The organism is Mesorhizobium loti (genome assembly GCF_003148495.1).
Lineage (GTDB): Bacteria > Pseudomonadota > Alphaproteobacteria > Rhizobiales > Rhizobiaceae > Mesorhizobium > Mesorhizobium loti.
In genome coordinates this window covers 176534-201816 of record NZ_QGGH01000004.1, presented here as the reverse complement: position 1 = coordinate 201816, position 25283 = coordinate 176534, and the positions used below count along the sequence as shown (strand labels likewise).

At 62.8% G+C, this 25283-nt stretch carries 23 protein-coding genes; 5 read left to right on the top strand and 18 right to left on the bottom strand.

Annotated features, from left to right (window positions below; all coding sequences use genetic code 11):
* Window positions 1–5: 5 nt before the first annotated feature.
* From C8D77_RS17845 to C8D77_RS38350, 4 genes are all read right to left on the bottom strand, one after another.
* Window positions 6–893, bottom strand: a complete 888-nt coding sequence (locus C8D77_RS17845) for a phosphoenolpyruvate carboxykinase (ATP) (RefSeq protein ID WP_245951808.1) — start codon at window positions 891–893, stop codon at window positions 6–8.
* A gap of 86 nt (window positions 894–979) precedes the next feature.
* A complete protein-coding gene (locus C8D77_RS17840) occupies window positions 980–1414 on the bottom strand; it encodes a lasso peptide biosynthesis B2 protein (protein WP_109665988.1) in 435 nt (144 codons plus the stop codon).
* A gap of 19 nt (window positions 1415–1433) precedes the next feature.
* Window positions 1434–1718: a PqqD family protein gene (locus C8D77_RS17835; RefSeq protein ID WP_109665986.1), complete on the bottom strand. Its 285-nt coding sequence runs from the start codon at window positions 1716–1718 to the stop codon at window positions 1434–1436.
* 454 nt (window positions 1719–2172) lie between these two features.
* Window positions 2173–2337: a DUF2259 domain-containing protein gene (locus C8D77_RS38350; RefSeq protein WP_245951807.1), complete on the bottom strand. Its 165-nt coding sequence runs from the start codon at window positions 2335–2337 to the stop codon at window positions 2173–2175.
* A gap of 184 nt (window positions 2338–2521) precedes the next feature.
* On the opposite strand from C8D77_RS38350, the gene C8D77_RS17825 reads away from it, so the two are divergent.
* The 3 genes from C8D77_RS17825 (at window position 2522) to C8D77_RS17815 (ending at window position 6121) form a co-directional block, all read left to right on the top strand.
* The gene (locus tag C8D77_RS17825; RefSeq protein WP_109665984.1) at window positions 2522–4429 is read left to right on the top strand and encodes a propionyl-CoA synthetase; all 1908 of its coding nucleotides are present in this window, start codon (window positions 2522–2524) and stop codon (window positions 4427–4429) included.
* A gap of 115 nt (window positions 4430–4544) precedes the next feature.
* A complete protein-coding gene (locus tag C8D77_RS17820; RefSeq protein ID WP_109665982.1) occupies window positions 4545–5627 on the top strand; it encodes an acyltransferase family protein in 1083 nt (360 codons plus the stop codon).
* Between the two features lie 173 nt (window positions 5628–5800).
* Window positions 5801–6121, top strand: coding sequence for a putative quinol monooxygenase (locus tag C8D77_RS17815; protein WP_109665979.1), 321 nt, complete (start codon window positions 5801–5803; stop codon window positions 6119–6121).
* Between the two features lie 102 nt (window positions 6122–6223).
* On the opposite strand, the gene C8D77_RS17810 is transcribed toward C8D77_RS17815, so the two are convergent.
* The 6 genes from C8D77_RS17810 to C8D77_RS17785 form a co-directional block, all read right to left on the bottom strand.
* Window positions 6224–8611 carry a polysaccharide biosynthesis tyrosine autokinase gene (locus C8D77_RS17810; RefSeq protein ID WP_109665977.1) on the bottom strand — a complete coding sequence of 796 codons (2388 nt, stop codon included), beginning with the start codon at window positions 8609–8611 and terminating at the stop codon, window positions 6224–6226.
* A gap of 236 nt (window positions 8612–8847) precedes the next feature.
* Window positions 8848–9744, bottom strand: a complete 897-nt coding sequence (locus C8D77_RS17805) for a UTP--glucose-1-phosphate uridylyltransferase (protein WP_109665975.1) — start codon at window positions 9742–9744, stop codon at window positions 8848–8850.
* 74 nt (window positions 9745–9818) lie between these two features.
* Window positions 9819–10787, bottom strand: a complete 969-nt coding sequence (locus C8D77_RS17800) for a glycosyltransferase family 2 protein (RefSeq protein WP_109665973.1) — start codon at window positions 10785–10787, stop codon at window positions 9819–9821.
* A complete protein-coding gene (locus C8D77_RS17795) occupies window positions 10777–11727 on the bottom strand; it encodes a glycosyltransferase family 2 protein (protein ID WP_109665971.1) in 951 nt (316 codons plus the stop codon). Before C8D77_RS17795 ends, C8D77_RS17800 begins: the two co-directional genes overlap by 11 nt.
* Window positions 11727–12722 carry a glycosyltransferase family 2 protein gene (locus C8D77_RS17790; protein ID WP_109665969.1) on the bottom strand — a complete coding sequence of 332 codons (996 nt, stop codon included), beginning with the start codon at window positions 12720–12722 and terminating at the stop codon, window positions 11727–11729. Before C8D77_RS17790 ends, C8D77_RS17795 begins: the two co-directional genes overlap by 1 nt.
* A 25-nt stretch (window positions 12723–12747) precedes the next feature.
* Complete coding sequence (locus C8D77_RS17785) at window positions 12748–13920, bottom strand: glycosyltransferase (RefSeq protein ID WP_109665967.1); 1173 nt, start codon at window positions 13918–13920, stop codon at window positions 12748–12750.
* 185 nt (window positions 13921–14105) lie between these two features.
* Between C8D77_RS17785 and C8D77_RS17780 the strand changes: the two genes are divergently transcribed.
* Both C8D77_RS17780 and C8D77_RS17775 read left to right on the top strand, forming a co-directional pair.
* Complete coding sequence (locus C8D77_RS17780) at window positions 14106–15602, top strand: lipopolysaccharide biosynthesis protein (protein WP_109665965.1); 1497 nt, start codon at window positions 14106–14108, stop codon at window positions 15600–15602.
* A 52-nt stretch (window positions 15603–15654) separates the two neighbouring features.
* Window positions 15655–16677, top strand: a complete 1023-nt coding sequence (locus tag C8D77_RS17775; RefSeq protein WP_109665962.1) for a phosphoribosyltransferase family protein — start codon at window positions 15655–15657, stop codon at window positions 16675–16677.
* A 10-nt stretch (window positions 16678–16687) separates the two neighbouring features.
* Here the strand turns inward: C8D77_RS17775 and C8D77_RS17770 are convergent, their stop codons facing one another.
* The 8 genes from C8D77_RS17770 to C8D77_RS17735 form a co-directional block, all read right to left on the bottom strand.
* Window positions 16688–17767 (bottom strand): glycosyltransferase, encoded by a 1080-nt coding sequence (locus tag C8D77_RS17770; protein WP_109665960.1) that lies wholly within the window; start codon window positions 17765–17767, stop codon window positions 16688–16690.
* A 77-nt stretch (window positions 17768–17844) separates the two neighbouring features.
* Complete coding sequence (locus C8D77_RS17765; RefSeq protein ID WP_109665958.1) at window positions 17845–18294, bottom strand: hypothetical protein; 450 nt, start codon at window positions 18292–18294, stop codon at window positions 17845–17847.
* A 13-nt stretch (window positions 18295–18307) separates the two neighbouring features.
* Complete coding sequence (locus C8D77_RS17760; protein ID WP_109665956.1) at window positions 18308–19750, bottom strand: GMC oxidoreductase; 1443 nt, start codon at window positions 19748–19750, stop codon at window positions 18308–18310.
* 92 nt (window positions 19751–19842) lie between these two features.
* Window positions 19843–21174 carry a UDP-glucose dehydrogenase family protein gene (locus tag C8D77_RS17755; protein WP_109665954.1) on the bottom strand — a complete coding sequence of 444 codons (1332 nt, stop codon included), beginning with the start codon at window positions 21172–21174 and terminating at the stop codon, window positions 19843–19845.
* A gap of 67 nt (window positions 21175–21241) precedes the next feature.
* The gene (gene exoK / locus C8D77_RS17750; RefSeq protein ID WP_109665951.1) at window positions 21242–22105 is read right to left on the bottom strand and encodes an endo-1,3-1,4-beta-glycanase ExoK; all 864 of its coding nucleotides are present in this window, start codon (window positions 22103–22105) and stop codon (window positions 21242–21244) included.
* Between the two features lie 152 nt (window positions 22106–22257).
* The gene (locus C8D77_RS17745; RefSeq protein WP_109665949.1) at window positions 22258–22653 is read right to left on the bottom strand and encodes a hypothetical protein; all 396 of its coding nucleotides are present in this window, start codon (window positions 22651–22653) and stop codon (window positions 22258–22260) included.
* Window positions 22654–22959: 306 nt separating this feature from the next.
* Window positions 22960–23982: a glycosyltransferase gene (locus C8D77_RS17740; protein WP_109665947.1), complete on the bottom strand. Its 1023-nt coding sequence runs from the start codon at window positions 23980–23982 to the stop codon at window positions 22960–22962.
* Between the two features lie 95 nt (window positions 23983–24077).
* Window positions 24078–25208 carry a nucleotidyltransferase family protein gene (locus C8D77_RS17735; RefSeq protein ID WP_109665945.1) on the bottom strand — a complete coding sequence of 377 codons (1131 nt, stop codon included), beginning with the start codon at window positions 25206–25208 and terminating at the stop codon, window positions 24078–24080.
* Window positions 25209–25283 lie beyond the last annotated feature (75 nt).

Genomic DNA, 25283 nt, shown 5'->3' with positions numbered 1-25283 from the left:
TGACTTCAATCCAGAGCGGCGCGGATCAGCGCCGCCGCGTCGGCCGGGCGCGCGCCCACCTCCAACCGGAATGTCGGCACCGAATTGACCAGCCCGGCGATGGTCGCCAACCTGCGTTTTTGCATCGGCAGCAGTCCCGTCATGCCCGTGCGGACATTGTCCACTGCCAGCGCCACCATTGCGTCGGTCCTGGCCATGGCGACGAGCCCTGTCTGGCTGTCGGCGGAGCGTGCCAGGTGCAGAAGGGCCGCCACCGGCCGGGCGGACGCGTTTTCGACCCGCATGATCCCTGCCAGCTTTTCAAGCGAGACGGGCTGCTCGCCGTTGCGATCCCAGGTCTGGCCAAGGCATGGAGCCACCCGCGGGATCATCTGCGCAGTCTTCTGATGGATCTTGACGGCGCGCGGCAAACCCCAGGCCACGACCTTGCCCGAAGCGACATTCACGATCATGGCATCGTCGGAGCAGAGGCCAAAGCCTTGTGTTGCCAGCGCCAGCGACGTCGTGGTCTTGCCGGTGCCGCTCGGGGCATGGATCAGCACCACCGCGTCGCTGTCCGGCAACGTCAGGCCCGCGGTGTGCAGCATATGCTGGCCACCGGCGTCGAGCGCGGCGTCGAGGACCAGCATCGACGGCGTCCAGGCGGCTTTCGCACCGGGGCGGACCCGGAGTTCGGCCGAACCCTCCCCGCCATTGATCGCAACGGTCTGACGCCCGGGAAAGACGAGATGGATGGTGCCGCCGTCCTCGATCATCCGGCAGGAGCCATCCTCCGGTACATCGCCATCGAAGACGAGCGATCCGTGGGGTGTCTCGTCCAGGGTCTCTGTTTCGGTGATGCCAAGACGAAAGTCCGGCTCAACCGGTTCCGCGATACGCAAGCCGGCCAGCATCCTGTCGAATTCCCGCCATAGCTCGGGGCGCTCGGCTGATATGCCGAGGATCTGGCCGTTGAGGCCATAGCACGCTGAAGGTCTGGTCAAGCGGGGCGCACCTTTGTGGCATCGGCATGGTGACGGTAGATCTCGACCATGCCGGGAAGGCTGTCGCTGACCACCGGCCTGCCATCGAGGCAGACCCAGCAATGCGCCGACATGCGTGGCGCCTGCATCGACTTCGGGTCGACGCCGAAGCGCAGGTCCGGGTCGAAACCAGCAAGGCGCAGGAAACGATGACCGAGCAGCCCCTCTCTCAGGCACCTGCGGTCGCGCATCAGCCAGGGATGACGCACGGTGCGGTTGAGGGCGGCGACGATGTAGGGGGACGGCAAGCCGCGATAGGGCGTCGACGAGGTGAGTGGCGCCCATTTGAGCACGTCCTCGAAGCTGCGGTTGGCGACCAGGACCGGCATCAGCCGCGCGCTTGCCCAGAGATGGCAGCGAAACAAAGCGCGCAGGAGAGGACCGTCGGCCATCAGGCGATACCTTTAGCCATCAAGCACCTGGCGTGGCGAGGATACCTTCCGAGACCAGATCCGTGGCCAGTGCCGCGATGTCCTGGTCGAGCGTGCTCTTGTCGACCTCGAACTCCTGGCAAAGCAGGTCGACGATCTGGTCGAGGTTGCGCGCGCCGTCCACCTTGTCAAGAAAGGCTTCGGTCGTGCCGTTGCATGTGTAAAGCTGGCCGCTGCGCGCCAAAAGCACGACGGCGCCATCGCCGACATGCTGGACCGAAGCGTCTTCCGCCAACCGCAGAACCGTTCCAGAGGCAATTTCCATCACGAACCCCACCAAGCCATGCAAAAACCCGGAATGCAGATAGCGCGGTGAGGGAACGCTGTCTATCAGCCGATCATGGGGACCGGCGGCAGGCTCGTGCGGCGATGCGTTCCGATACGCCCTCGCCAAGTCGCGAAAAACGGCACGGCTGCCTGTTCCCGGACGGAATCGTCCCAGAAATAGTCGTCAATGCGAGGAGGCAAGCAACTGAACCGGCCGGCTGGGCCGTTGCTTTTCTTCCCTAGAGTAAGGTAAAACCTGCCTGGGTGTTGGGGAGATAGCGTATGCGTTACAATTGGGAACGGGCTCCGACGAGCTTCGAACGTCACAGAAAAGCGCTGGCGACAGCTATTTTGATCGCTGGCGGCATTGGCCTCATGCTTGTGGCCCTGCCGATCTAGACAAGCTGCAGATCGAACCGATGCTGGCTGTCAGGGCGCCTGGCGTGACCCTGTCAGCGCGGCTGCCCGGTGACGGCAAGGAAGCAGCGATCGCGCCCCTCGAAACCTTGGCTGAACCGCTGCACCAGCACGACAATCACCGCCGGCTTGCCGGCCGGGGTGAATTCGTAGGATTCCGACAGGCTGTAGGAGGTCGGGCCGTTTATCGAGCCCGGCACAGCCTGTCTTCGTGCTACCCCTGCCCTTGCAGCGTCAGCCGAAAGCCGAGCGCCTTGCCGGATGTAACGCCTTTTAGCGTCGCATCGAAACTTGCCGAACAATCACTCGTCCTGGCGTGCATTTGCGGCCAGGGTTAGAGCGCGCTATCTGGAGGGAAGAAAATCATTCCTGGGGAGGGAACGGATGGCTTCACGCTATCACGAAGTCTATGACGGCTGGAAACGCGACCCGGAACAGTTCTGGGCGGACGCGGCCGGCGCCATCGACTGGTATTCGCCCTGGAACAAGGTGTTCGATACCACGGCCGGTGTCTATGGCCGCTGGTTTACCGGCGCCACCTGCAACACCTGCTACAATGCCATCGACCGCCACGTCGCCGGCGGGCGCGCCGACCAGATCGCGCTGATCCATGACAGCGCCATCACCGGAGCGGTCAGGAAATTCACCTATGCCGAACTCAAGCGCGAGGTGGTTGCACTCACCTCGGTGCTGAAGAACCGCGGCATTCGCAAGGGCGACCGCGTCATCATCTACATGCCGATGGTGGCCGAGGCCGCCATCGCCATGCTGGCTTGCGCCCGCATCGGCGCCGTGCATTCGGTGGTCTTCGGCGGCTTTGCCTCGCATGAGCTTGCCACCCGCATCGACGACGCCAAGCCGAAGCTGATCATTTCCGCATCCTGCGGCCTGGAGCCGGGCCGCGTCGTTGCCTACAAGCCACTGCTCGACAAGGCGATCGAGATCTCCCGCCACAAGCCGGACGCCTGCCTGATCCTGCAACGCGACCAGTTGCGCTGCGAACTGAAGGAGCATTTCGACATCGACTACGCCGATGCCGTCGCCCGTGAACGGGCGGCCGGCGCCAATGTCGACTGCGTGCCGGTGCTTGCCACCGACCCGCTCTACATCATCTACACATCGGGCACGACCGGCCAGCCCAAGGGCATCGTGCGCGACAATGGCGGCCACATGGTCGCGCTGAAATGGACGATGGAAAACGAGTTCGGCGTCAAGCCGGGCGAGGTGTTCTGGGCGGCATCCGATGTCGGCTGGGTGGTCGGCCATTCCTACATCGTCTACGGGCCGCTGCTGCATGGCTGCACCAGCATCCTGTTCGAGGGCAAGCCTGTTGGCACGCCCGATGCCGGCACCTATTGGCGGGTGATATCGGAGCATGGCGTCGTCGCCCTGTTCACCGCACCGACCGCGTTCCGCGCCATCAAGGGGCAGGACCCGCAAGGCGAGTTCATCCCGAAATACGATCTGTCGAGATTCCGCACGCTGTTCCTCGCCGGCGAGCGCGCCGACCCGGAAACCATCAAATGGGCGGAGCAGAAGCTTGATGTGCCGGTGGTCGACCATTGGTGGCAGACAGAGACCGGCTCGCCGATGACGATCAATCCCGCCGGCCTTGGCCTGCTACCGGTGAAATACGGCTCGCCCGGCGTGCCGATGCCCGGCTACGACATCCGCGTGCTCGACGATGCCGGCCACGAAGTGCCGCGCGGCGCGCTGGGCAATGTGGTGGTCAAGCTGCCGCTGCCGGCCGGCTGCCTGCCGACGCTGTGGAATGCCGATGCGCGGTTCCGCCAAGCCTATCTCGACGAGTTCCCCGGCTTCTACAAAACGGCGGATGCCGGCATGGTCGACGAGGACGGCTATCTCTACGTCATGGCCCGCACCGACGACATCATCAATGTCGCCGGGCACCGGCTGTCGACCGGCGCCATGGAGGAGGTGCTTTCAGCCCATCCCGATGTCGCCGAATGCGCGGTCATCGGCATTGCCGACGCCATGAAGGGCCAGGTTCCGCTTGGCTTCGTGGTGCTGAATGCGGGTGTAACGCGCGACGTCGGCCTGATCGAGAACGAAGTGGTCGGCCTGGTGCGCGAACGCATCGGCCCGGTCGCCGCCTTCAAGATGGTGGTGACGATCAAGCGCCTGCCCAAGACGCGGTCGGGCAAGATCCTGCGCGGCACCATGCAGAAGATCGCCGACAAGGAAGAATGGGCCATGCCGGCGACGATCGACGATCCGATCATCCTCGACGAGATCACCGCGGCCCTGAAGGAGCGCGGAATCGGCCTTTGAGCCGCTGAAGGATTTGGCTTGCCGAGGCGGCTTTTCGGATCGACGAGCAATCTTTTATTGTGCAACGCAGCAATGCACCCTACAGTCTTTCGCGGGGGGCCATCGACAAGGTCGCATGGCTCAGCAGAAGATTACATTTGGCGGCGTCGACATCCTGCGGTTTCTCGCCGCCGTCATGGTCATGGTCTACCACTATGGCTTCTGGGTGTGGGCGTATCCGGACGGCGTTTCGGCGCGCGCCACGGGCGGCGTTCCTCCGCAGCCGGCAATAGGCGCCTGGGTCGAATCCGGCTGGGTCGGCGTCCAGATTTTCTTCGTCATCAGCGGCTTCGTCATCGCCTTCAGCGCCGAAAGGTCGACGCCCTTACGGTTTTTCGAAGCAAGGGTGAAACGGCTGGCGCCGGCGGTGTGGATCTGTGCACCGGTCACCGCTGTCGTGCTTTTGATCGTCGGCCTCAGCTGGCCGACAGATGCCGTCATTAGGCTCGTCCGCACCGGCCTGTTCGCCCCCTATGCGCCGTGGGTGGACAGCGTCTACTGGACGCTCGGCATCGAGATCGCCTTCTATGCCATCGTCTGGATCCTGCTCAGGCTTGGCCGCTTCCATCAGATGGAAATGGTGGCCATCGCCATCGGTTTGGTCAGCACGCTGTTCTGGTGCCTGTATTACCCGCTCGACTGGGCCGATCTCGCCGAAACACGCACGCTCGACCTGCTTCTGGTGCATCATGGTGTTTTCTTCGCGACCGGCGTCATGCTGTGGCTGATGCGCTTCAAGGCGATGACGGCCGCTCGCCTTGCCTTCTGCGCCCTGTTCCTGGGCGGCGGCGTGCTGCAGATCGCCAGTTCGGTCGACGTTCATATCCTGAAGGTGGGGCGAGAGATGCCGTTCGCGCCGCCGATCCTCATCTTCCTCATCGCCATTGCCTTGATGGCGTGGTCGCTGCGGCTCGACCTGTCCTGGAGCGGCTGGCGCCGGATCGGCCTGATGACCTATCCGCTCTACCTTCTCCACGATGTCGTCGGCGCGGCCCTGCTCGGCGTCCTGGTCCGCGCTGGGCTGCCGCATCTCGTCTCGATGGTGGTCGTCGGCGCGACGATGATCGCGGCAAGCTGGCTGGTGGCGACCGAGGCCGAGCCACGCATCCGGCTGCTGCTCGACCACACCGTTTTCCGCTATCGGCTCAAGGCGGCGTAGCCGCGCCTTGTTGACCAAATGGGGGTTAATCAGTGGGCACTTCGGTGCCCAGTTTGCGCAGGAGCTGTACTGTCCAGCCGCAAGGTTCCGAGGCCTGGATCGTGGGCCAGTTTGAAATTCAGCCGGAGGACGTCGATGGTTCGCGGCCGGTACAAAAAGCAAGGGACTGATTGATGCTGATTGTCAGGATGGCGGAACTGGAAATCGATCCTGACCAGATCGACAGCTATAAAAACCTGCTTGCCGAAGAGATCGAGGCCTCCGTGCGAATCGAGCCGGGTGTGCTTTTCCTTCATGCCTTGTCGGAAAAAGACGCCCCTGAAAAGGTCCGCGTGATCGAATGCTACGCTGATCAGACGGCCTACGAAATCCATCTGACCACCCCGCATTTTCTCAAATACAAGACGCAAACGGCGCATATGGTGCGGTCACTTCGGCTCATCGAAACCGACCCGATCACGCTGGCAGCGAAGCCCGGTCAGATCTCAAACTGACCCACCACCGAGACCGGCTCGACATCGCCGTTCATCCAGAGCGGTGGACTCCGTCTCAACGCGATGCGTTTTCGAAAGGACCTGTTTGGGCAATGGCCGATATCAGACCGGCGCCTTGCCGCGCACTTCCGACTTTTCCAGATAATAGCTCGAGTATTTGTCGAAGAATTTCTCGGAGCCGCCGAACGATCCGTACTTGGCCAGCTTCTTCAGATCGACCTTGTTCAGCACCGCGCCGACGATCTTGTTGGCGACATAGGGTTCGGATTCCAGCATCGACCTGACCATCGCGCGCGGCGTGCGTCCCCATTCGGTGACCAGCACAAAACCGTCGACCAGTGGTGCGAAGGCCTTGGCGTCGACCACCGGTCCGAGTGGCGGCAGATCGACGACGATGTATTCGAACGTCTCCTTGGCATTCTCGATGAAGCGCCGCATGCCGGCCGAGGAGAGAAGTTCGCTGGTATGCGAGAAGTGGCCGCGCAGCACCGCCGGGATGATCGCCAGCTTCGTCTGCCGGTCGATCTTGCCGACGGACTGCCAGGTCTGGCCGTTGACCACCGCTTCCATCAAGCCTTGCTCGGCTTCCATGCCAAGGCCGCGGCTGAGGCCGGGGTTGCGCAGATCACCGTCGATCAGCAGCGTCTTGGCGCCGTTGGCGGCAAGCAGGCCGGCGAGATTGGCCGCGACCGTCGACTTGCCCTCGCCGGGAAGCACCGAGATGATGCCGATAACACGGCTGCCTTGCCCCTCCAACACGACGTCGAAGGCGATCTTGGCGCTGCGCAGCGTTTCGGAGAACATCGAGGCAGGCGAATCGATGCTGACCCGCATGCGCGCCCGTTTTTCCGCGGCCGACAGCGATTGGGCGGTCTTCGCATCCACCTGGGTCTCGCCCGACTTTTCTTCCTTGCCGAGCTTGCCGCCGATCGCCGGCAGATAGCCGAGGAATTTCAGGCCGACGCGGTCGCGCACATCCTCGCCGGTCCTGAAGAACCGTTCGTTGAACTCGTTGAGGCCGCCGAAGCCGGCGCCCATCAGCATGCCAAGAACCAGCGAAAGTCCTAGCACGACGATCGTGCGCGGGCTTGACGCAGCCATCGGCATCGAAGCGTCCGAGATGATGCGGATCTTGCCGACCGGGAAGGATTGCTGCTGCGCAGCTTCTTCGTAGCGGCCGAGGAATGTCTGATAGAGCGTGGTGAGCGCCGTCGCCTGCTGATCGAGTTCACGCAGCTTGACTTGCGTCTGGTTGTCGACGGAACTCTTGCCTTGTGCGGCCGCGACATTGGCCCTGAGCGCGGTCTCGCGCGCCAGCGCTACCTCATATTCGTTGCGATAGCTCTCGGTCAGCTGCTTCAGTTCGCCGAAAATCTGCGTCGATATGTCGGCCTTCTCCTTGGCAAGCGCCACCGCCTGCGGATGCTCGGGGCCGAAATTCGCCTCGACGTCCTGCAGCCGCTTGGCCACCGTGAGGTAGCGGGTCTTGAGCGCCGCGATGACCGAACTGCTCGGCTGGTCGCTCGATATGGCGGCATCCTTGAAGGCGTTGTCGGAGCCGCTGTCGACAATCGCCTTGTACTGCTGGTAGCGGGCGCTGGCACGCGCGGTATCGGCCTGCGCCACGATGAGCTGGGCGTTGAGATCGGAGAGCTGCTTGTCGCTCATCAACTGGCCATCGCTGTTGGCGGCCAACCCGTGCTCAGCCCTGAATTTCTCGACCGCCAGCGATGCTGCCTGCGAGCTCTGGCGCAGTTCGGTCAACCGGCCCTGCAGCCAGACCGCAGCCCGTTCGGTGGCATCGAAGCTGGCGTCGAGCTGATCGGCGAGATAGGCGTCGGCATAAGCCTTGGTGATGGCGTTTGCCAAGGCCGGATCCGTGGCCTGGTAGCCGAGCGCGATGACATAGCTTCGGCCGGTGCGCTCAGCCTGGATCTCGTTCTGCAGCTTGAGGATCGCATAGTCGCGACGCGATGTGGCGATCAGCGCGTCACGGGCGGCCGGGTCGAGCTTGCTGAAGTCGGCCCCCCCCGGCATGGAAGGGCTGGGGCGGACATACTGGATCACGCTCCTGACCATGCCGACGCCCTTCGCCAGAGCCGATACGGGCGGATTCATGAACGCATCGTTCTGGTCGAGCTTCAGCTTGTCGACGACCACGGCGGCAAGCCGCGTCGAGGTCAGGATCTCGATCTGGCTCAGGATGGCGGAATCGGTCTGCATGGTTGTCGACGCCGCCGAGATATCATCGACAATCTTGTTCAAGCCTTCGTCGATCAGCACACTCGCGACCGACTGATATTTGGGCGGCGTCGTCTGCAGATAGAGCAGACCCAGAAAGACACCGATGACAGCACACACGGCAACCACCTTGGCCTGCCGTGCGGCCATGCCAAGCAGCCGCTCGATATCGATGAAGTCTTCGCCGTCTCCTGCGTTGGAATTCGGCAATGGCATCCTCTTGTCGAGAGGAAAGTTGGCATAATTCATCTTCGGTCCAATTCTAGAGCCGGTCCCATTCCGGTTGATCGCAATGGGCTCTATCTCACTGTTTGAGCATGATCTTTTCCGGAAACCGGGACCCACTTTCCGGGATCATGCTTTGGCTTGCAGACGCCTCGAAGATCGGGAGCATCGCCAGAAGCAACGCAAGCGTCGTGCCAGACGGCGAGGGCCTACCGGCGCCTCTTCACCAGCCATCCGACAATGCTCCCGAAAGATGGGCATTATGCGGCTTCTTCCTGGCGTTCATGCGACCGGACGAACTCCTGAAGCATCTCGAAAACCGGGCCCTTCATATCGTCGCGCGCCAGCGCGAAGGCGATGTTGGCCTGGATGAACCCTTCCTTGGAACCGCAGTCGAACATGCGCCCCTTGAAAGGTTGGGCGAAGAACGGCTGATCCTTCGACAGACGGACCATGGCGTCCGTCAGCTGGATCTCGTTGCCGGCGCCGCGCTGCTGATTGCCCAGAAGCGCGAAGATCTCGGGCTGCAGGATGTAGCGGCCGTTGATGTAGAAGTTCGACGGCGCGTTGGCCGGCGCCGGCTTTTCGACCATGGCCGTCACCTCGAAACCGCCGCCGATCTCGGCGCCACGACCAACGATGCCGTATTTGTTGGTCTCGGTCGGTTCACAACGCTCGACGGCGATGACGTTGCCGCCAGTGCGCTCATAAAGGTCGACGGTTTCGGCGAGGCATCCACGCCCGCCGAAGGACACCATGTCCGGCAGCAGCAAGGCGAAGGGCTCGTTGCCGATAACCTCGCGCGCACACCAGACGGCATGGCCGAGACCCTGCGGCGACTGCTGGCGGATGAAGCTGGTGGCGCCGGCCACAGGCAGCATGCTTTCGAGCGCCTCCAGCTGGGTCTTCTTGCCGGTCTGCTCCAAGGTGCCGATTAATTCCGGATGCAGGTCGAAATAGTCCTCGATGACCGCCTTGTTGCGACCGGTCACGAACACGATGTGCTCGATGCCCGCCTCGAAGGCCTCGTCCACCGCATATTGCACGACAGGCCTGTCGACGACGGGAAGCATTTCCTTTGGCATCGACTTGGTCGCCGGCAGGAACCGTGTTCCAAGCCCCGCCACCGGTATCACGGCCTTCCTGATTTTCTTCATCGCAAATTCCTTCTGAGGAGATCGACTTCAGTCCATTCACAGGCCACGAAAAATCCCTCGATGTGCCTGCATCTTCACCTCCCCACCCCAACGGCAAACTGTGCCGCCATTCTTCGCAACCGCACGGCGATCGGCATGCCCATATGCCTGACCGCCGCCGGGTCGCTGAGCGCTGTCCGGATCGCCTTGAGCGGGGACCGCGCCTTGATGTGCTGAACCATCGACAGGAATGACGCGGCCTTGCGCAGGCTACGGCTGCGCCGGGCAAACGCGGCCTGCGCGGCCTCATCCATCTGATGGGTTTGAGCGAACACGGCATCCGCCTTGCGCATCGCTTCGACGTGGTGAAGCTCGAGCACGCGCGAGATGGAGCCGCTGCGGATATGATAGGCATAGCCGATATCAGGTTCGACCACGCATTTGCCGCCCTTGGCCAAGGCTTCGGCAAAGAGGATGTAGTCTTCGCCGATCCTCAGTTTCTCATCATAGCGAAGCCCGTTCTCGTTCAGGAACTCGCGCTGAAAAATCGGCTTGAGATAGCCGAGATTGAACTTCGATTCGAAAACGACGTTGCCGGCGATGTAGGTGGCCAGCGAAATTTCGCGCAAGCCTTCCAGATATTCCCGCGGGAACATCGCGTCCTCGACGACACCGTCCTCGCGGATGACCTGCAAATTGTCGATGGCGATCTGGGCACCGGCCGTTTCGGCGCGCGCGATCATCTTGGCGAGCCGGTCGGGAAAGACCGCGTCGTCGGAATCGAGAACCGCGATCCATCTGCCGCGGGCGGCGTCGAGGCCGGCATTCCTGGCGCCGCCAGGGCCGCGATTGCTGGCCAGGGCGACGACGCGGACGATATCCCTTGGATAGGCCCGCGCCACGTCCAGCGTCGCGTCGCGCGACTTGTCGTCGACGACGACGATTTCGACGCTGACGTCTTTCTGGGCGATGGCGCTGGCGATCGCTCGGTCGAGGGTCGCCTCGGCGTTGTAGGCGGCAATCACGAAGGAAACATCGGGCACAAAGGAGGCGTCAGGCTGCACGCTTGCCTCCTTCCTGAGGGGAAGGCTGGCCGTAAAGGCGGATTTCGCGGATGCCGACGAGGCCGCTGACGACGCCGACATGCATGATGCCGCGCAGCACGCTGCGGTTCCTGCGAACCGGACTGACGACGACCGGAAGTGCCGAGGCGAAGCAATAGATGGCCTTTGCCGACGCCAGGCCGACCTGCTTGACCAGGCCGATGCCGCTGGCGCTGCTGCCCAGAAGATGGCCATGCGTCTGTCCGACGCGGAAGCGGCGGCGGCCGAGCCAGTCGAATGCTGCCCTTGAGCGCGGCACCACCTCGTCGACCCAGGCCTCGGGCGAGAAAGCGATGCGGCCGCCAGCCTTGTACATCTGGTCGAAGAATTCGGTGTCCTCGCCGCCGGTCTGGCCACGCGCCAGGCTGAAGCGGCGGCCGCGCAGGCTATCCGAGCCCATCCGCAGCAGAACGTTGCAGGTATAGCCGGTACGGATCTCGCCGCGCACCCAGACGGGCAAGGTCGAATGGAAATCGCCGCGCCGCATCCAGTCCGGCGCATCCGGGCGGTAGCGCGCCCTGACCGGGCCTAGCACCGCGGTGGCGCCGCTGGCTTCAGCCATCGTGACCAGCTCGGCGAGCCATGCGGGCGTGGCCGTCTCGTCGTCGTCGATGAAGGCGACGAAATCCGCAATGCTGGCGTCGAGGCAAGCGTTGCGGGCGACCGAGATGTTGCGCGCCGGAGCATGCTGATAGTGGATCGGCAGCGTCAATTCCTGCGACAGCGCCGTCACCAGGTCGCTTGCGGTCGGGGTGTCGTCATTGTCGGCGACGATGATGCGGATATCGAATCCCGCCGGCATCTCCATGGCGTCGAGCGAGCGCAGCGTGTCGGCCAGTTCCGGCCGGCGGAACGTGCAGACGCCGATGTCGATGCTGCGGTTGTTGGCCTGGGCCGTCATCACGCCACCCCGCGCCGCGACCCGAGGCCGAGAAGCTGCAGCCAGAAGCCGACCGACCAGCCAAGATGCATGACCATGGCCGAGACACCGGCAAGCGCGATGTCGGCATTGCGCTGGCGGATGGCCGTCCACAGGCCATAGCCCAGGCACACCGACGCCCACAGCAGCAGCGGCACCGCCGCCAGCCAGTGCACGAAAGAGAAGGCCGCCAGCAGCACAACCGGAAACACCAGCAGCGGCACCATCTGCCGGACCTTCGGGATGACGCGGTGCTTCAGCACGTTCTTGGCGCGGCCGCGGCCATAGCCGAGATACTGGAAATAGAGGCCGCTGAGCGAGGCGCGCGGATAGTAGACCATCTGCGTCTTGCCGCTCATCCAGATCTTGTAGCCGGCCTTGCGGAGGCGGTAATCGAGTTCTGCATCCTCATTGTGGCTGAACGTCTCGTCATAACCGCCGACAGAACCGAAGGCCGATATCCGCATCAACGCATGATGGCCGTGGTCGATCCACTCCCCCTCCGAAAGGTGCCGATGCTTCGAGCCGCCGGTGCCGAGCTTGGAATTCTGCGCCGCGGCGGCCGCCTTCTGCACGGTGCCGCTGCCGCTGGTCAGCATCGAAACGACAACCGAATCGGCTCCGGTGGCCAACGCCTCCTCGACCAGCCGGTCGCAATAGTCGTCGGGATAGCCGCCATGCGCGTCGATGCGGATGAGATAGTCGGCACCCTCGCCGAACGTGCCAACGGCGAGATTGATCGCCGCGCCCTGGATGCGCCGCTTGTTGTGGAGCAGGATAACGCGCGAATCCTTGGCGATGATGTCCTCTACGATGGCCAACGTGCCGTCGGTGCTGCCGCCATCGGCGACAATGATCCTGGCGCCAAGCCGAGCGGCCGCGGGGCGCAATTGAACGAGCAGCGCACCGATATGGGCCGCTTCGTTCAGGCACGGGATAACGATCAGGCTGGATGAGGGTTTTTCAGTCTGCGTCATCTGCCTCTGTCTATCTCCAGCCATGCTATGCCAACGCCTCGGCTGCGAAGGAGCCGGGCACGGCGGTCAGGCTGCGCAGTCGCTCGACAAGCGCCCGGCAATCGCTGCGGTCGTAGCTCCAAGTCCTCGGGTTGCGGGCAAGAACACGCCCCTTCAACCTGGCGAAGCGATGCTCCTCCATCTTGCCGAGCGCGGCTTCGAGCGCCTCGGGCGAGGCCTGCGGCAACAGCACGCCGATATCCTGCTGTTTGAGGAACCGCCCGGTCTCGGTATTGCCCATCGAGATCGGCACTGCGCCGAAACGGCAGCCTTCATAGAGCCGGTTTGGCAGGAGCCATTCGGAGTTCTGTCCCGCTTCGAAGAAATCGATCGCCCAGGAAAAATGGACGTCGTTATAGATCGCAGCCATGTCCTCCGGGTTGCGGTAGGGCCCGCGAAACGACAGCCATGGTTCGGCTTCGACAAAGCCATGGAAATCCGGGAATTCGGACAAAGCCGGACGGCCGCGCAGCACGATCTCGAAGCGCCCCTCCATGCGGCGGGAGAAATCGGCCAGCAACTCAAGCGAACGGCGACAGCGCAAGGCGCCGAACCAGCCGATCCGCCATGGCGGGCCGACCGGGCTCTCTTCGACCTCGGAGGCGCCGGGCAAGATCGCCGCGACCTCGAAATATTTGTTCTCGACCAGCTCGATGGGTGCTGCGACCTGGCCGAACGGTTCGAAATAATTGGCGACGAAGGCAGGCGAACTGGTCACCAGCAGCTTCACGTCCCTGGCCAGAAAGCGTTCGGTGGCGCGCAGCGCCTTGCCCAGGACATCGTTGCGAAGCACAAGGCGATGAATGTCGAGGCACTCGTAAACGATCGGAACCGACGCACCGAAGGCTGATCTGGCGCGACGAGCGAGCGCCAGCATTTCTAGGTTGCGCGCGATGATGAGATCGGGCCTTGGCACGCCGCCAAGCCTCGAGCCGATCGATAGGGCAGCCTTGGCGACCGCCGCGAGGCGTTGGCCGAATCGCCCGTCACGCGTCGCGCCGAGGTCGATCGGCCGCAATCCCTCGACATCCGCGATCGGATTCGTGGTGCGACGGAAGCCGGCCAGGGTGACCTGGGCCCCACCTGCCCTGAGCATCGTGATCCGCCGGCGCACGGCCGGGTCGGAAACGTCGTGCACAAGGTACAAGACATGCAGCATAAAAACTCGACCGCTGTTGGCCCACCCATGGGAATGCTAGTACAGCTCTTGCTGCATCGCAACATTTTTGCTGCATCGATCGACGTTTTCTGTTGCACTGCAAAATTATTGCCGTAGTTTGTGGTCGGCGGCGGTGGTGGATTTTCGAGCTCGGAAATCCGTGCAAAAAATCAGGAATCCTGAATTTGGAAGCCAATGCATTCGATCCGCCAGAAGGCTCCTTGCGCAAATCGGTCGGGCGCGGCGCGGTCGTCACGGCCATGGCGCAATCGGTGCGGGTCGCGACACAGATCCTGTCCGTCATCGTGCTGTCGCGGCTGTTGTCGCCACAGGATTTCGGTGTCGTGGCGATGTGTGCGCCGGTACTGGCCTTCATCGCGCTGTTCCAGGATTTCGGCCTGACCCAGGCGACAATCCAGAAAAGCGGCATCCGGCATGAAGAGGTGAACTACCTCTTCTGGATCAATGTCGCCGTCAGTGCGATCCTGGCTTGCGTCCTTGCGGGCGCAGCACCGCTGGTCGCCGCCTTCTATGGCGAGCCGCGTGTGACGGGTCTTGTCGCCGCATTCGGGCTGCAGATCATGGCCTACGGGCTGGGCGCCCAGCATCTGGCGCTCTTGACGCGCCGCATGCAGTTCGGCCGCCTGGCCGTCATCGACGTCGCCAGCGCCATCGCCGGGCTTGCCGTGTCGATCGCCTGGACCTTCATCGACCGCTCCTATTGGGCGTTGTTTGCCGGCACGCTGACCGGTGCTGTGCTGCCGACGCTCTGCTACTGGGCGAGCTCGCGCTGGCGTCCGGGCCTGCCGCGCAAGGTCGCCGGCATCAGCGAGCTGATAAATTTCGGCGCCGGCATCACCGGCTTCAACTTCGCCAATTTCTTTGCCCGCAACCTCGACAATGTGCTGATCGGCAAATACTGGGGCGAGGCGCAGCTCGGCCTCTATGATCGCGCCTACAAGCTGCTTCTGTTTCCGCTGAGCCAGATCACCAATCCCTTGTCGAAAGTCATGGTTCCGGCGCTCTCAAGGCTGAAGGACGAGCCGGATCGCTACCGCAGCGCCTATCTGCGCGTCATGCCGCTGATCCTGCTGGTGGCGCTTCCCGGCGTCGCCTTCGCCACCGCGATGTCGGATGTGCTGATCCCCTTCGTGCTCGGTGAGCAATGGCGCGCAAGCGCCTCGATTTTCCTGGCGCTCGGCTTTGCCGGGCTGCTGCAGCCGCTCAACAATCCGGCCGGGTGGCTTTTCGTCAGCCAGGGCCGCTCCGGCGACTTCATGCGCTGGGGTATCATAACGGCCGTGACATCGGTGCTGGCCTTCATGCTCGGCCTGCCATATGGGGCGCTGGGCGTGGCGATTGCCTATGCGATCAGCGAGTATCTGCGGACACCGTTCCTGTGGCTCTATGTCGGCAAGAGCGGACCGCTGCAGGCGCATCACGTGTTTCGCGCGGCAGCGCCGTTCGTGCTTGGCGCCCATCTGGCGCTGGCCGCGATCTGGTTCATCAAGCCACTGCTGCCGCAGCAGCATGTCGTTGCCCTGGCCAGCGGCGCCGTGCTCGCTTACCTCATCACCATCGTCATCGCCCTGGCATTCGCCTCCGGCCGCGAAGCCTTGCGCGAGGCTCTTAAGATGCTGCCGGCAAGGCTGCCCGCGGCAGCGCCGCGCGAAGCGCAATAATTTGGTCGCCTTCGACAGCTACGGACATCCCTTCCAGGACCAGGTCTGAACCATGCACTACCGATCGATCTCCGATATGAACGACGCCATTGTCAGGGGCCTGCACCGGCTGCCGCGCGACATCGACCTGGTCGTTGGCGTGCCGAGAAGCGGCGTGCTGGCGGCAACGCTGGTCAGCCTTGCGGCGAACATCCCGATGACCGATCTCGACAGCTTCCTGGCTGGGCGGATCTACACGTCAGGCGTCACCAAGCGCCGTGCCGCTCTCGATCGCAAGGTCTCCGAGATGCGCAAGGTGCTGGTGATCGATGACAGCGTCGCCGGCGGCAACGCCATGCGCGACGCGCGCGCCCGCATCCAGGCGGCCGGCATCGAGGCGGATTTCACCTTTGCCGCCGTGTTCGGCCTTGAGCCGCAGCACCAGGAAACCGACCTCGTCTTCGAGGTCGTGCCGCATCCGCGCATGTTCCAGTGGAACTTCATGCACCACAAATTCCTGGCGCAATGCTGCGTCGACATCGATGGCGTGCTGTGCCTCGACCCGACAGAGGCGGAAAACGACGACGGCCCCGCCTACGAGAAATTCCTCAGCGAAGCGCGGCCGCTCCATGTTGCGACCCACAAGATCGGCTGGCTGGTCACCAGCCGGCTGGAGAAATACCGCGCGCTGACCGAGGCATGGCTCGCCAAGCACGAGATCAAATACGACCAGCTGATCATGCTCGATCTGCCAAGCAAGGCGGAACGGCAACGGCTTGGCGCGCATGGCAGTTTCAAGGCCGATTTCTATCGCAAATCCGATGCCATCCTGTTCATCGAGAGCGAGCACGAACAGGCGCTGAGGATCACCGAACTGTCCGGCAAGCCGGTGCTGTGCGTCGAAACGCACATGGTCAGCTTTCCCGACGCGCTGTCGCTGCCGGCACTTGGCCAGGCGGCCCGCAACCTGCCGGCACGGCTGCGGCAGATCAAGTCGCAGGAGGGCCGCAAGAGTGCCGCCAAGACCATTGCCCGCGCCCTGCTTGGCGCCCGCGGTTATGAAACGCTGAAAAACCGGGTCAAGCGACCGGCCTGATCCAAAACGCCTATGCGGCCTGCCGCGCGCGCTGCTGCACGGCTCTGTCGAGTATCGAGAAGAAGGTAATGAACTGGCGATCGGGATCGAGTTCCGGGCGCCCGGCGAAGCTGCGCGCGAGGCCTGAGAGCCGGTCATATTCCTGGTTGTCGTTCCACAGACGCCTGACGGCTGCGACCCAGTCGGCAAGCGGAGCATCATAGTCGAGTACCACGCCCCCCGAGCCGATCGCCTCGGGCAGACCGCCGCGCCGCGAGCCGACAACCGGGATTCCGCTGCAATGGGCCTCCGACGCGACGCGGCCCCACGCCTCTTCCCACTTGCTGGGAGCAAGCAGGATCTTCGTGCGGCCATAGACCGTCTTCATGTCGCTGGTGCGGCTCTCCAGCACGACATTGCCCAAAGGCGCTATCGTCTGTTCGATCCGCTCCCGATGATCCTCCTCGAGCTTCCAGCTTTCGACGAACAGGAACGGGATTTCGCGGCAGGCGCCGGCGATGCGCACCGCGAGCTCAAACCCCTTTTCCTCGTAAGGATTGATCAGCGTGACGAACTGGCCCGTCGTCGGCGTCGAGTAATGCGCCGGGTTGATGGTCGGCGGGATCACCGCCGCCTCGATGCCGAACTCTTGTCTGTAGGTGCGCGCGGTGAAGTCCGAATTGGCGATGTAAAGCGCTGAATGCAATTCGCGCAGATCGCCGCCCAGTTCGTGGAACTCGACATTGCGGAGATAGACGACCAGAGGCACGCCCTCGGCCTGCAGCGCCTTTCCGATCGGCACCGATTTGTGGCACTGGACCACGGCCACATCCGGCTTCAGCCTGTCGACGGCAAAGGCCGCCGCTTCCCAGGGAAACCAGGCCCGCACCACCGGATAGCCGGGATAGCTGTCGATGACCGCCGGCTGCCGCAACAGCTTCATCTTGGCGCGCGCCTTGAAGCCGAAGACACCATCGCCGAACAGGGCGGCGAGCACCGCGGCTTCATGCCCATGTTCGACCAGCTGTTCGGCCAGATGGTGCGTGCTCGACTGCACGCCGCCACTGAACTCGGGTGGGTAGCCGTTGCCGCCTGCAAAAAGAACTTTCATGGGATCGGGCTCCTTGTCGCATCTCGTGTTCTTCGCTCAAAGGCAACAGGCAAAAGTCCGCCGCCTCGCTTTCGACGTCAGGCAAGTTTCGGCGGCTCCAGATTGGCGAAGGGATTGGTACAGGATTGCCAGCCGGTAAACCGGATCGGGTCGTTGGGCGAACTGCGCCAGGCGTAGTCCGTCAGCATATGGAATTCGGCGATGACCCAGCGGTCGAAATGCGCCAAATCCTCCCGCTTCTGCCGAGGCAGCAGACGGCGCGCGGCGCCCAATTTGAGCTCCTCCACAAGAGTGACGGCGTCGCTCAGTTTTTCGCTTGGAAAGTTCCACGGATTCCGGTTGCGGAACTCCAGCACGAACTGCTGCAGATGTTCGATGCGGATGTTCAACTTGCCAAGGTATTTTTCGAGCGTGACGCGCACCAGATCCTCGTCCGAGAATGAGGAAACGGCGGCGTAGGCGACTCCTGTCGAAACCACTCCGCCAGCCACGATGGCCAGGGCGGAGCGTCTGGAAATCTCGATCATCCGATACCTCCTTTCACGCGATCCGACCCGCCGCCCGCAAGGACAGCGCTGCCGCGGTCAGGCTCGGGTTGGCGCAGGAGCAGCTCGGATAGGTGCTGGTGCCGACGACGACCAGATTTCTGAGCTGGTGGTGGATCATGCCGCTGTCGATCACCGAATCGGCCGGGCCGGTGCCCATCCTCAGCGTGCCCTGGACATGCGATTCGGTCGGCCGGATGCCACGATCGAAGAGCTTTTCGACCGGCAGCGGCGCCAAAAGGTCAGGCAATTTCTCCAGCGCGCGCGCCATGCCCTTCACCGCGTAGTCCGATGGCGCCTTGAAGCTGACGAAGGCATTCTCATCCGCGTCAAGCGTGACGAAATTCTCAGGATCGAGCAGGTTTTCGGTGACCACGACAAGCGGCAGCGCCTGGCGCAGCCGCCCCTTTTCGGCACGCATTCCGTGCTGCCAGCGGTTCTCGAAATAGACAAGTGCCGCCGCGTGCTCCGATCGGTGCGGACCGTCATAGAGGCCGAAATTCAGGCCGGTGGTGATGGTGCTGCCGTCGAAATTGTCGACGCCGTCGAGATAGACCTCGAAATTCCAGCCGTAGGATTCATGCAGGCCGCGGCCGACGAATTCGCCGCCCAGGCCGGAGCGTAGCATGATCGCCGCGCTCTGGATGGCATTGGCGCCGAGAATGAAGAGATCGCCGCTGACCTGGTATTCCTTGCCGTCATGCGTGAACGTGACCGAACGGACCGCACCTCCGACGTGATCGAGCCGACGCACTTCCGCACCGAGACAGACCGAGATGTCGGGGTGCTCGAAGACATGCATCAACCCGTTGTTGACGGTGAATTTGGCGTCGACCGGACACAGCCAGCAGCGCAGATTGGCACAGCACGAGGTGCGCTGCGATGTCGGCAGCCGCGCCCGCGCGGTTGGCATGACGAAGTGCTGGCCGGGCTGCGCCGCCTTCATCATCCGGTCCGGTGTCGACATGCGATGCGGCGGTTGCGGAAACGGCTTCGAGCGCGGCAGCATCGCCGCCATGTCGGGATCGCCGGAGATCGACATGATCTCCTCGGCGTCGCAGTAGAACGGCTCGACATCGTCATAGCTGATCGGCCAGTCATTGCCGATGCCGTAGGTGCTCTTCAGCCTGAAGTCGTTGGGATGGAACCTTGGCGTCTGCGCGAACCAGCAGTTGGTCCCGCCGCCCAGTCCGATCGTGTAATTCCACGGCTTGTCGGAGTTGGTCTTGTAGGTCGTCTCGTCGTCGATATCCGTGTTGGCGTTCTGCTCGAGCTGCCATTCATGGGTGTTGTGGCGGCCCCACTCCAGCACCAGAATGCGTGCCTTTCGCCGCTTGGCGAACTCATGCAGGAAGAAGGCCGAACCGAAGCCGGAACCGATCGCGATGAGATCGAAATGATCCTTGGTGATTTGTTCTGGCTTTACGTCCAGCACCATCAGCTACAACTCCACACAGAAATACGCGCTCAGTCCTGGCGCCCGTCGGCGGTCTACGGACCGGTCCTGCATCCGTCTGTCCCTGCCCGGTCTCATGCCGCCATTCTGCCGATCGAGTGATATTCGATGCCGTGGCGGGCGATGACCTTGGGGTCATAGAGGTTGCGGCCATCGAAGATGATCGGCGTGGTGAGCGCGTCTTTCATCGCGTCGAAGGAGGGCGCGCGAAAACTCTTCCATTCAGTGGCGATCAGCAGCGCATCGGCGCCGCGCAGGGCCGCCTCCTTGGTGCCGCACAGAAGCAGGTCGTCGCGCAGCCCGTAGATGGCCTGGCATTCCTGCATTGCCTCGGGATCATAGGCCTGCACATTGGCACCAGCCTTCCACAGCGCTTCCATCAGCACACGCGCCGGAGCCTCACGCATGTCGTCGGTGTTGGGCTTGAAGGCGAGGCCCCAAAGCGCAAAGGTCTTGCCTTTGAGATTGCCCTTGAAATAGCGGTCCACCTTGTCGAAGAGAACCGATTTCTGTGCGTTGTTGCGCTCCTCGACAGCGCGCAGCAGCTTGGCGTCGAACTTGACGCCTTCGGCGGTCTTGATCAGCGCCCGCACGTCCTTCGGGAAGCACGAGCCGCCATAACCAAGACCCGGATAGATGAAATGGTAGCCGATGCGCGGATCGCTGCCGATGCCCTTGCGGACCTCCTCGATGTCGGCACCAAGCTGCTCGGCCAGGTTGGCCATCTCGTTCATGAAGCTGATCTTGGTCGCCAGCATGCAATTGGCGGCGTATTTGGTGAATTCGGCACTGCGCACGTCCATCACGATCATCTTCTCGTGGTTGCGGTTGAACGGCGCGTAGAGTTCGCGCATCACCGCCTCGGTGTCCTCGCTGTCGGTGCCGACGATGATGCGGTCCGGTTTCATGCAGTCGGCGACCGCGGAGCCTTCCTTGAGGAATTCCGGATTGGAAGCGACGTCGAAGGCCAGGTCCTCTCGGCCTCTTTTCTTCAGCGTTTCAGCGATCCTGGCCTTCACCTTTTCGCAGGTGCCGACCGGCACCGTCGACTTGCCGACGACAATCTTGGGTTTGTCCATCTCGCGACCGATGGTCTCGGCGACGGCCAGCACATATTTGAGGTCGGCCGAGCCGTCCTCGCCGGGCGGCGTACCGACCGCGATCATCTGGATCTCGCCATGCCTGACGGCGGCGGCAGCGTCGGTGGTGAACTTGATGCGGCCGGCGGCATGGTTCTCCTTGACGAGGTTCTCCAGTCCGGGTTCGAAAATGGGAACCAGGCCCTGGTTGAGCCGCTCGACCTTGGCGGCGTCGATGTCGACGCACACTACCTGGTGCCCGACTTCGGCAAGCACCGCCGCCTGCACGAGGCCGACATAGCCAATTCCAAACACCGTCAAATTCATTCGGTTTCATTCCCATGCAAGGCAGCGGACCGTTTTCGGCCCGGCCAGTTCAAATCGACTTTCCCAACTACTTTACGCTGCATGCTAGTGATTCCGGAAACTGGCAGGGCTCGCCGAGCGCCGTGAAGGCAACGCGCTTGACCTGCAGCGAAAGCTTGCGGCCTGGATCGGCGAAGGCTCCCATCCAACCCTTCATCGTATCGCTGCCCCAAAAGCTGAAGAAGATCTTCTGCGCATGGGTCGGCAATTTCGCCGGATCGGTGATGGTGTTGACGAGCTGACCGTTGACGTACCAGCTCAAGCTGTCCTTCTTCCAGACGAAGGCGTAGTCGTTGAAGGCGTTCTCGGTGCCACCCGGCACGTCGACCAGCTTCTCGTTCTTGCCCTTGCCCGCAATGTAGGCATTGACCTGCACCTTGGAGGTGTCCTTGGTGAGGATCTCGAAGTCGATCTCGTCCCAGGGCTGCTTGTCGGTGGGGCCGATATAGGTGAAGAACGCCGCGTTGAGGCCGGAGCCGGTATCGGTCTTCAGCCGCGCCTCATAGGTGCCGTAGCCGAAGCGCTGCTTGGTCTGGATCTCGCCGCAGGCAAACTCACGGTCTTTCAGCTTCTGCTTCTCGAAGCCGAGCGACAGCACCCCGTCCGACAGGCTGACCAGTCCCTTCGACCAGGTGCAATTCTGATGGCTGCCATTGTTCCAGCCGTCGGAAACATACCAGCGCGCACGATCGAAGCTTTTGAAATCGTCGACAAAGGACGGCGATGTCGGAATGTCCTGGGCATAGGAAGGGGTTGCCAGGAAACTGCCAAGAGCGGCCAGCAGCAACGCACCGAGCGAAATCAGCCGTCGCCGGCCGGCTTGCCCGGTCCGGTGCGCGAACGGCGATGCGTCAATTGCAGTTGTGGACGTAGTTCTCGGATTCGAATTCATACCAAACTCACCTTTGCGCCGTGCGTCCCCAACCCAAAGTCGACATTCGAACCGCTCCTGAACGGGGCCAACCTTGACCTCCCCTGTGACCCTCTCGAATTGCTTTTCCTGCCTCGCATTAAATCCGTTGCAACAGTCGATGGCCTCCACTTTCAACCTCTGCCGGTGCCTGCCGGCCGGGCGAATTCGGCCGTGGCGGCCGAGGAGGCCTTCTCGTCGAAGACCATATCCAGCGAATGACGGAGCTCTTTCATCATGCCGTCCTGGCGCGACAGAGCCGCGATGCGGCGTTCGCAATTCAGGATCGACGTCGTCAGTGCGCTGACTTCGGATGACCGACGGTCGGAGGCGGAGCCGTTTTCCATCGCTTCGACCAGGAAGGCGGCGTTGGTCGACGTCGTCCGGTAGCGATTCTCAAGCCCGACCCTCTCGGCCTCGATCTCGGACGCGATCTGCTCGAACAGCTTTGCCAGACGATCGAGACGTGAAACATCGGCCTGCCGGTCGCGGGCCGGATCCCTTGATCTGAAACCGAATATCGAGGCCATGAACTCAGATTCCTGTCATCGCCGGCTTGTGGGCCGGGCTTCTGGCCGATCCCCGCAGCCGGGGCTCAAAAAACTCGTGTTGTATTGTCCTGCTCCTCTCAAGGAGAGACATCAGACCAATCCGATCGGGGGCCAGTTCGGCTGGTCGTCCAATATGCTGCACCGCAACATAGACTGCCATCGTCGGAGCCGCGAGGCAACCACCCAATTCGTAAACTCATAAATCCGGCCGAAATGGTTTGCGTGATGATGGTTTGCGTGATGAATGTGCCTTTGCGGACAAACCGCAGGCGCCTGGCACCGCTCTCAACGTTCCTTGCCCGTGCTGGTTCCGGCCATCAGAAAACGCAGCGGCGGCACATGCTTTTGCCTTGACACAAGGCCGACACGGCGAAACAGCGCCTCGAGCTTGTCGGAAGCCACGCCCTGGACGATGGGGACGAGGTTGGATTGGCTGGCGAAAGCGTAAGCCGCGGCCGATGCCAGCCCCCGCTCGGCTTTGACGTCGAGGAAATTGCGCAGCCGATACTTGTCACGCACGTGCCGCTCGTGCCGCCGCAGCACCGCTTTCGAGCCTTCCGGCAGACTGTCGATCGCCAGCAGCGCCAGATCCGCATCGGCCAGACGCTTCAGGTCCTGCGTCTTGTGGCGGCCGCTCAGCGAATCGGCGCGGACGATGGCGCCGTAGCCACAGGAGCGAATGACCTTGAACCGCGCCCCGCGGGCGACCGCGCGGGCGTAGAGCTCGTAGTCCTCGCCCAGCCGCAGGCTCTCGTCGTAGCGCAACCCATGGCGGTCGAGAAAGGCACGGCTGATCACCGGCTTCAAAAAGCCCAGCTCACCCCTCTGCACGCGCCGCCTGGAGATGTTGCCTTCGACGAAGCGCTCGAAATCGAGGAATTCCGGATCGGCGGCAAATTTAGGCGCGACGATTTTCGTGGCATCGCCGGTCGCATCGTCCCTGATCAGCATGATGTTGTCCGCCGCGAAATCCCAATCGGCGCCAGCAAACAGGCTGCTAAACCGGCCTTCGAGGAAAAAATCGTCGGCATCGAGAATGCTGATGAACGGCGATTTCGAGTCGGCGATCGCTGCATTGCGGGCAAAGGAAGGGCCGCGATTGACGTCGAGGCGCATCACGGTGAGCCGCCCGCTGCCATCGTCGGCGGTTCGCGCGACATCAGCGGTGTCGTCGGTGGAGGCGTCATCGACGACGACGACCTCCGCCACTTCCGGCTCGCGCAACGCGGACGCGATGGCGACAGCGATTGTCGCTGCCGCGTTTTTTGCCGCGATGATCACGCAGACCTCGGATTTCGTCATCGACATGGATTTGCCTCTCGTACAGGTGATATCGATTTGCCCTCGCCCCGTACTCGTTCGATGCCCTATAGAATTGCCATCAGCGTCCAATCTGTCTTCATTCAGCGACTGCCTGGCCGCTCAAAGATGCGGCGGCTGATGTCGGCGGACGCCGCCCAGCCGGCTTCGGCCAGATAGCGAACCGGCGCGCGGCCGCACAGTTCCCACAGCACCGTTCGCCGCTGCGGCCACCGCAGCGACGGCAGCCACGGCGCGATGACCATGCTGAGCAGATCCTCATTGCCGATGCGCGACAGGATCCGGGTTGCGCACTCCGACAGCAGCGTGCCGGCGGCGCCAAGTAGCACATCGGCGGCGCGCAGGCCAAGCAGCAGCGTGTCATCCAGGCCCTGCGCGGCTGCGGCATCGAGCACACGTTGCTGATCCGCCTCGTCGAGGCGGCTGGCGCTGGCTCTGATATCGCAGACGTAACCCGCACAGGGTTCCCGGTTGAAAAGCGCCTTGGCGACGCTGATGCAGGACAAAAGCAAAGTATCGGCAACCGAGGTGAACGGTACGGTCGCACCGGCGATTTCGACCTGTCGCTTGCGCCGCAGAAACCCGTCCGCATCACGTGGGCTCGGGGAGCCGGGTTGCTGGAGGCGGTAGTGAAGATCGACCGTGGATGGTTTCGGGCCATCGCCGCGGGTCATGTGCTGTTCGCCGAGGAAGCGGACCCACCAGACGGAGCGCGACTTGCCTGCGACCTCATAGCCGATCGTGCGAAGCGCACCACGCGCCCTGAAAAACCCGACCGGCGAAACCAGGATGTCGACATCGCCCGAGGGCTTCATGAAGTGGTCGTCATAGAGCAGTTGCTGCTGGAACGGGCCCTTCAGAAAGACGAAATCGATCTCGTTGGCGCGCAGCACATCATGGATCGCCATCGAATCCATGATGCAGGACGCGTTCATTGAAACCGTTCTCCTGCGGTAGGTGTCGAGCCACTGGAAAAGCTCGGGCGGCCTTTCATGCGCGGGTGCGCGCGACAGGGCCTTGAGGACAAAGGTCGCGACCTTGTTCAGCCTGGCAATGTCGGCAACGTTGGCACCCGCAAGGCCAGGCATCGACACGTCGCCGGCGGCGGCACGCGGCCCGGCGAAATACAACCGCAGGCAGGCCCGCACATAAGCCACCTCGTCGGCACAGTCGGCGGCGCGCAATCGTTCGTATGAACCATCCGGCAAGGCCATTTAGCGCACAGTCTCCCAAAGAAAGCGGTTTGCGCGACGCTTATGCTGCAGGTGCGAAGCAAGCATCACCAAAAA

What these genes read in the sequence shown, in the direction of transcription:
- C8D77_RS17845 (WP_245951808.1), bottom strand. Translation starts at nt 893, where the DNA reads ATGCTGGCCGGCTTGCGTATCGCGGAACCGGTTGAGCCGGACTTTCGT.
- C8D77_RS17840 (WP_109665988.1), bottom strand. Translation starts at nt 1,414, where the DNA reads ATGGCCGACGGTCCTCTCCTGCGCGCTTTGTTTCGCTGCCATCTCTGG.
- C8D77_RS17835 (WP_109665986.1), bottom strand. Translation starts at nt 1,718, where the DNA reads ATGGAAATTGCCTCTGGAACGGTTCTGCGGTTGGCGGAAGACGCTTCG.
- C8D77_RS17825 (WP_109665984.1), top strand. Translation starts at nt 2,522, where the DNA reads ATGGCTTCACGCTATCACGAAGTCTATGACGGCTGGAAACGCGACCCG.
- C8D77_RS17820 (WP_109665982.1), top strand. Translation starts at nt 4,545, where the DNA reads ATGGCTCAGCAGAAGATTACATTTGGCGGCGTCGACATCCTGCGGTTT.
- C8D77_RS17815 (WP_109665979.1), top strand. Translation starts at nt 5,801, where the DNA reads ATGCTGATTGTCAGGATGGCGGAACTGGAAATCGATCCTGACCAGATC.
- C8D77_RS17810 (WP_109665977.1), bottom strand. Translation starts at nt 8,611, where the DNA reads ATGAATTATGCCAACTTTCCTCTCGACAAGAGGATGCCATTGCCGAAT.
- C8D77_RS17805 (WP_109665975.1), bottom strand. Translation starts at nt 9,744, where the DNA reads ATGAAGAAAATCAGGAAGGCCGTGATACCGGTGGCGGGGCTTGGAACA.
- C8D77_RS17795 (WP_109665971.1), bottom strand. Translation starts at nt 11,727, where the DNA reads ATGACGGCCCAGGCCAACAACCGCAGCATCGACATCGGCGTCTGCACG.
- C8D77_RS17790 (WP_109665969.1), bottom strand. Translation starts at nt 12,722, where the DNA reads ATGACGCAGACTGAAAAACCCTCATCCAGCCTGATCGTTATCCCGTGC.
- C8D77_RS17785 (WP_109665967.1), bottom strand. Translation starts at nt 13,920, where the DNA reads ATGCTGCATGTCTTGTACCTTGTGCACGACGTTTCCGACCCGGCCGTG.
- C8D77_RS17775 (WP_109665962.1), top strand. Translation starts at nt 15,655, where the DNA reads ATGCACTACCGATCGATCTCCGATATGAACGACGCCATTGTCAGGGGC.
- C8D77_RS17770 (WP_109665960.1), bottom strand. Translation starts at nt 17,767, where the DNA reads ATGAAAGTTCTTTTTGCAGGCGGCAACGGCTACCCACCCGAGTTCAGT.
- C8D77_RS17765 (WP_109665958.1), bottom strand. Translation starts at nt 18,294, where the DNA reads ATGATCGAGATTTCCAGACGCTCCGCCCTGGCCATCGTGGCTGGCGGA.
- C8D77_RS17760 (WP_109665956.1), bottom strand. Translation starts at nt 19,750, where the DNA reads ATGGTGCTGGACGTAAAGCCAGAACAAATCACCAAGGATCATTTCGAT.
- C8D77_RS17755 (WP_109665954.1), bottom strand. Translation starts at nt 21,174, where the DNA reads ATGAATTTGACGGTGTTTGGAATTGGCTATGTCGGCCTCGTGCAGGCG.
- exoK (WP_109665951.1), bottom strand. Translation starts at nt 22,105, where the DNA reads ATGAATTCGAATCCGAGAACTACGTCCACAACTGCAATTGACGCATCG.
- C8D77_RS17745 (WP_109665949.1), bottom strand. Translation starts at nt 22,653, where the DNA reads ATGGCCTCGATATTCGGTTTCAGATCAAGGGATCCGGCCCGCGACCGG.
- C8D77_RS17740 (WP_109665947.1), bottom strand. Translation starts at nt 23,982, where the DNA reads ATGTCGATGACGAAATCCGAGGTCTGCGTGATCATCGCGGCAAAAAAC.
- C8D77_RS17735 (WP_109665945.1), bottom strand. Translation starts at nt 25,208, where the DNA reads ATGGCCTTGCCGGATGGTTCATACGAACGATTGCGCGCCGCCGACTGT.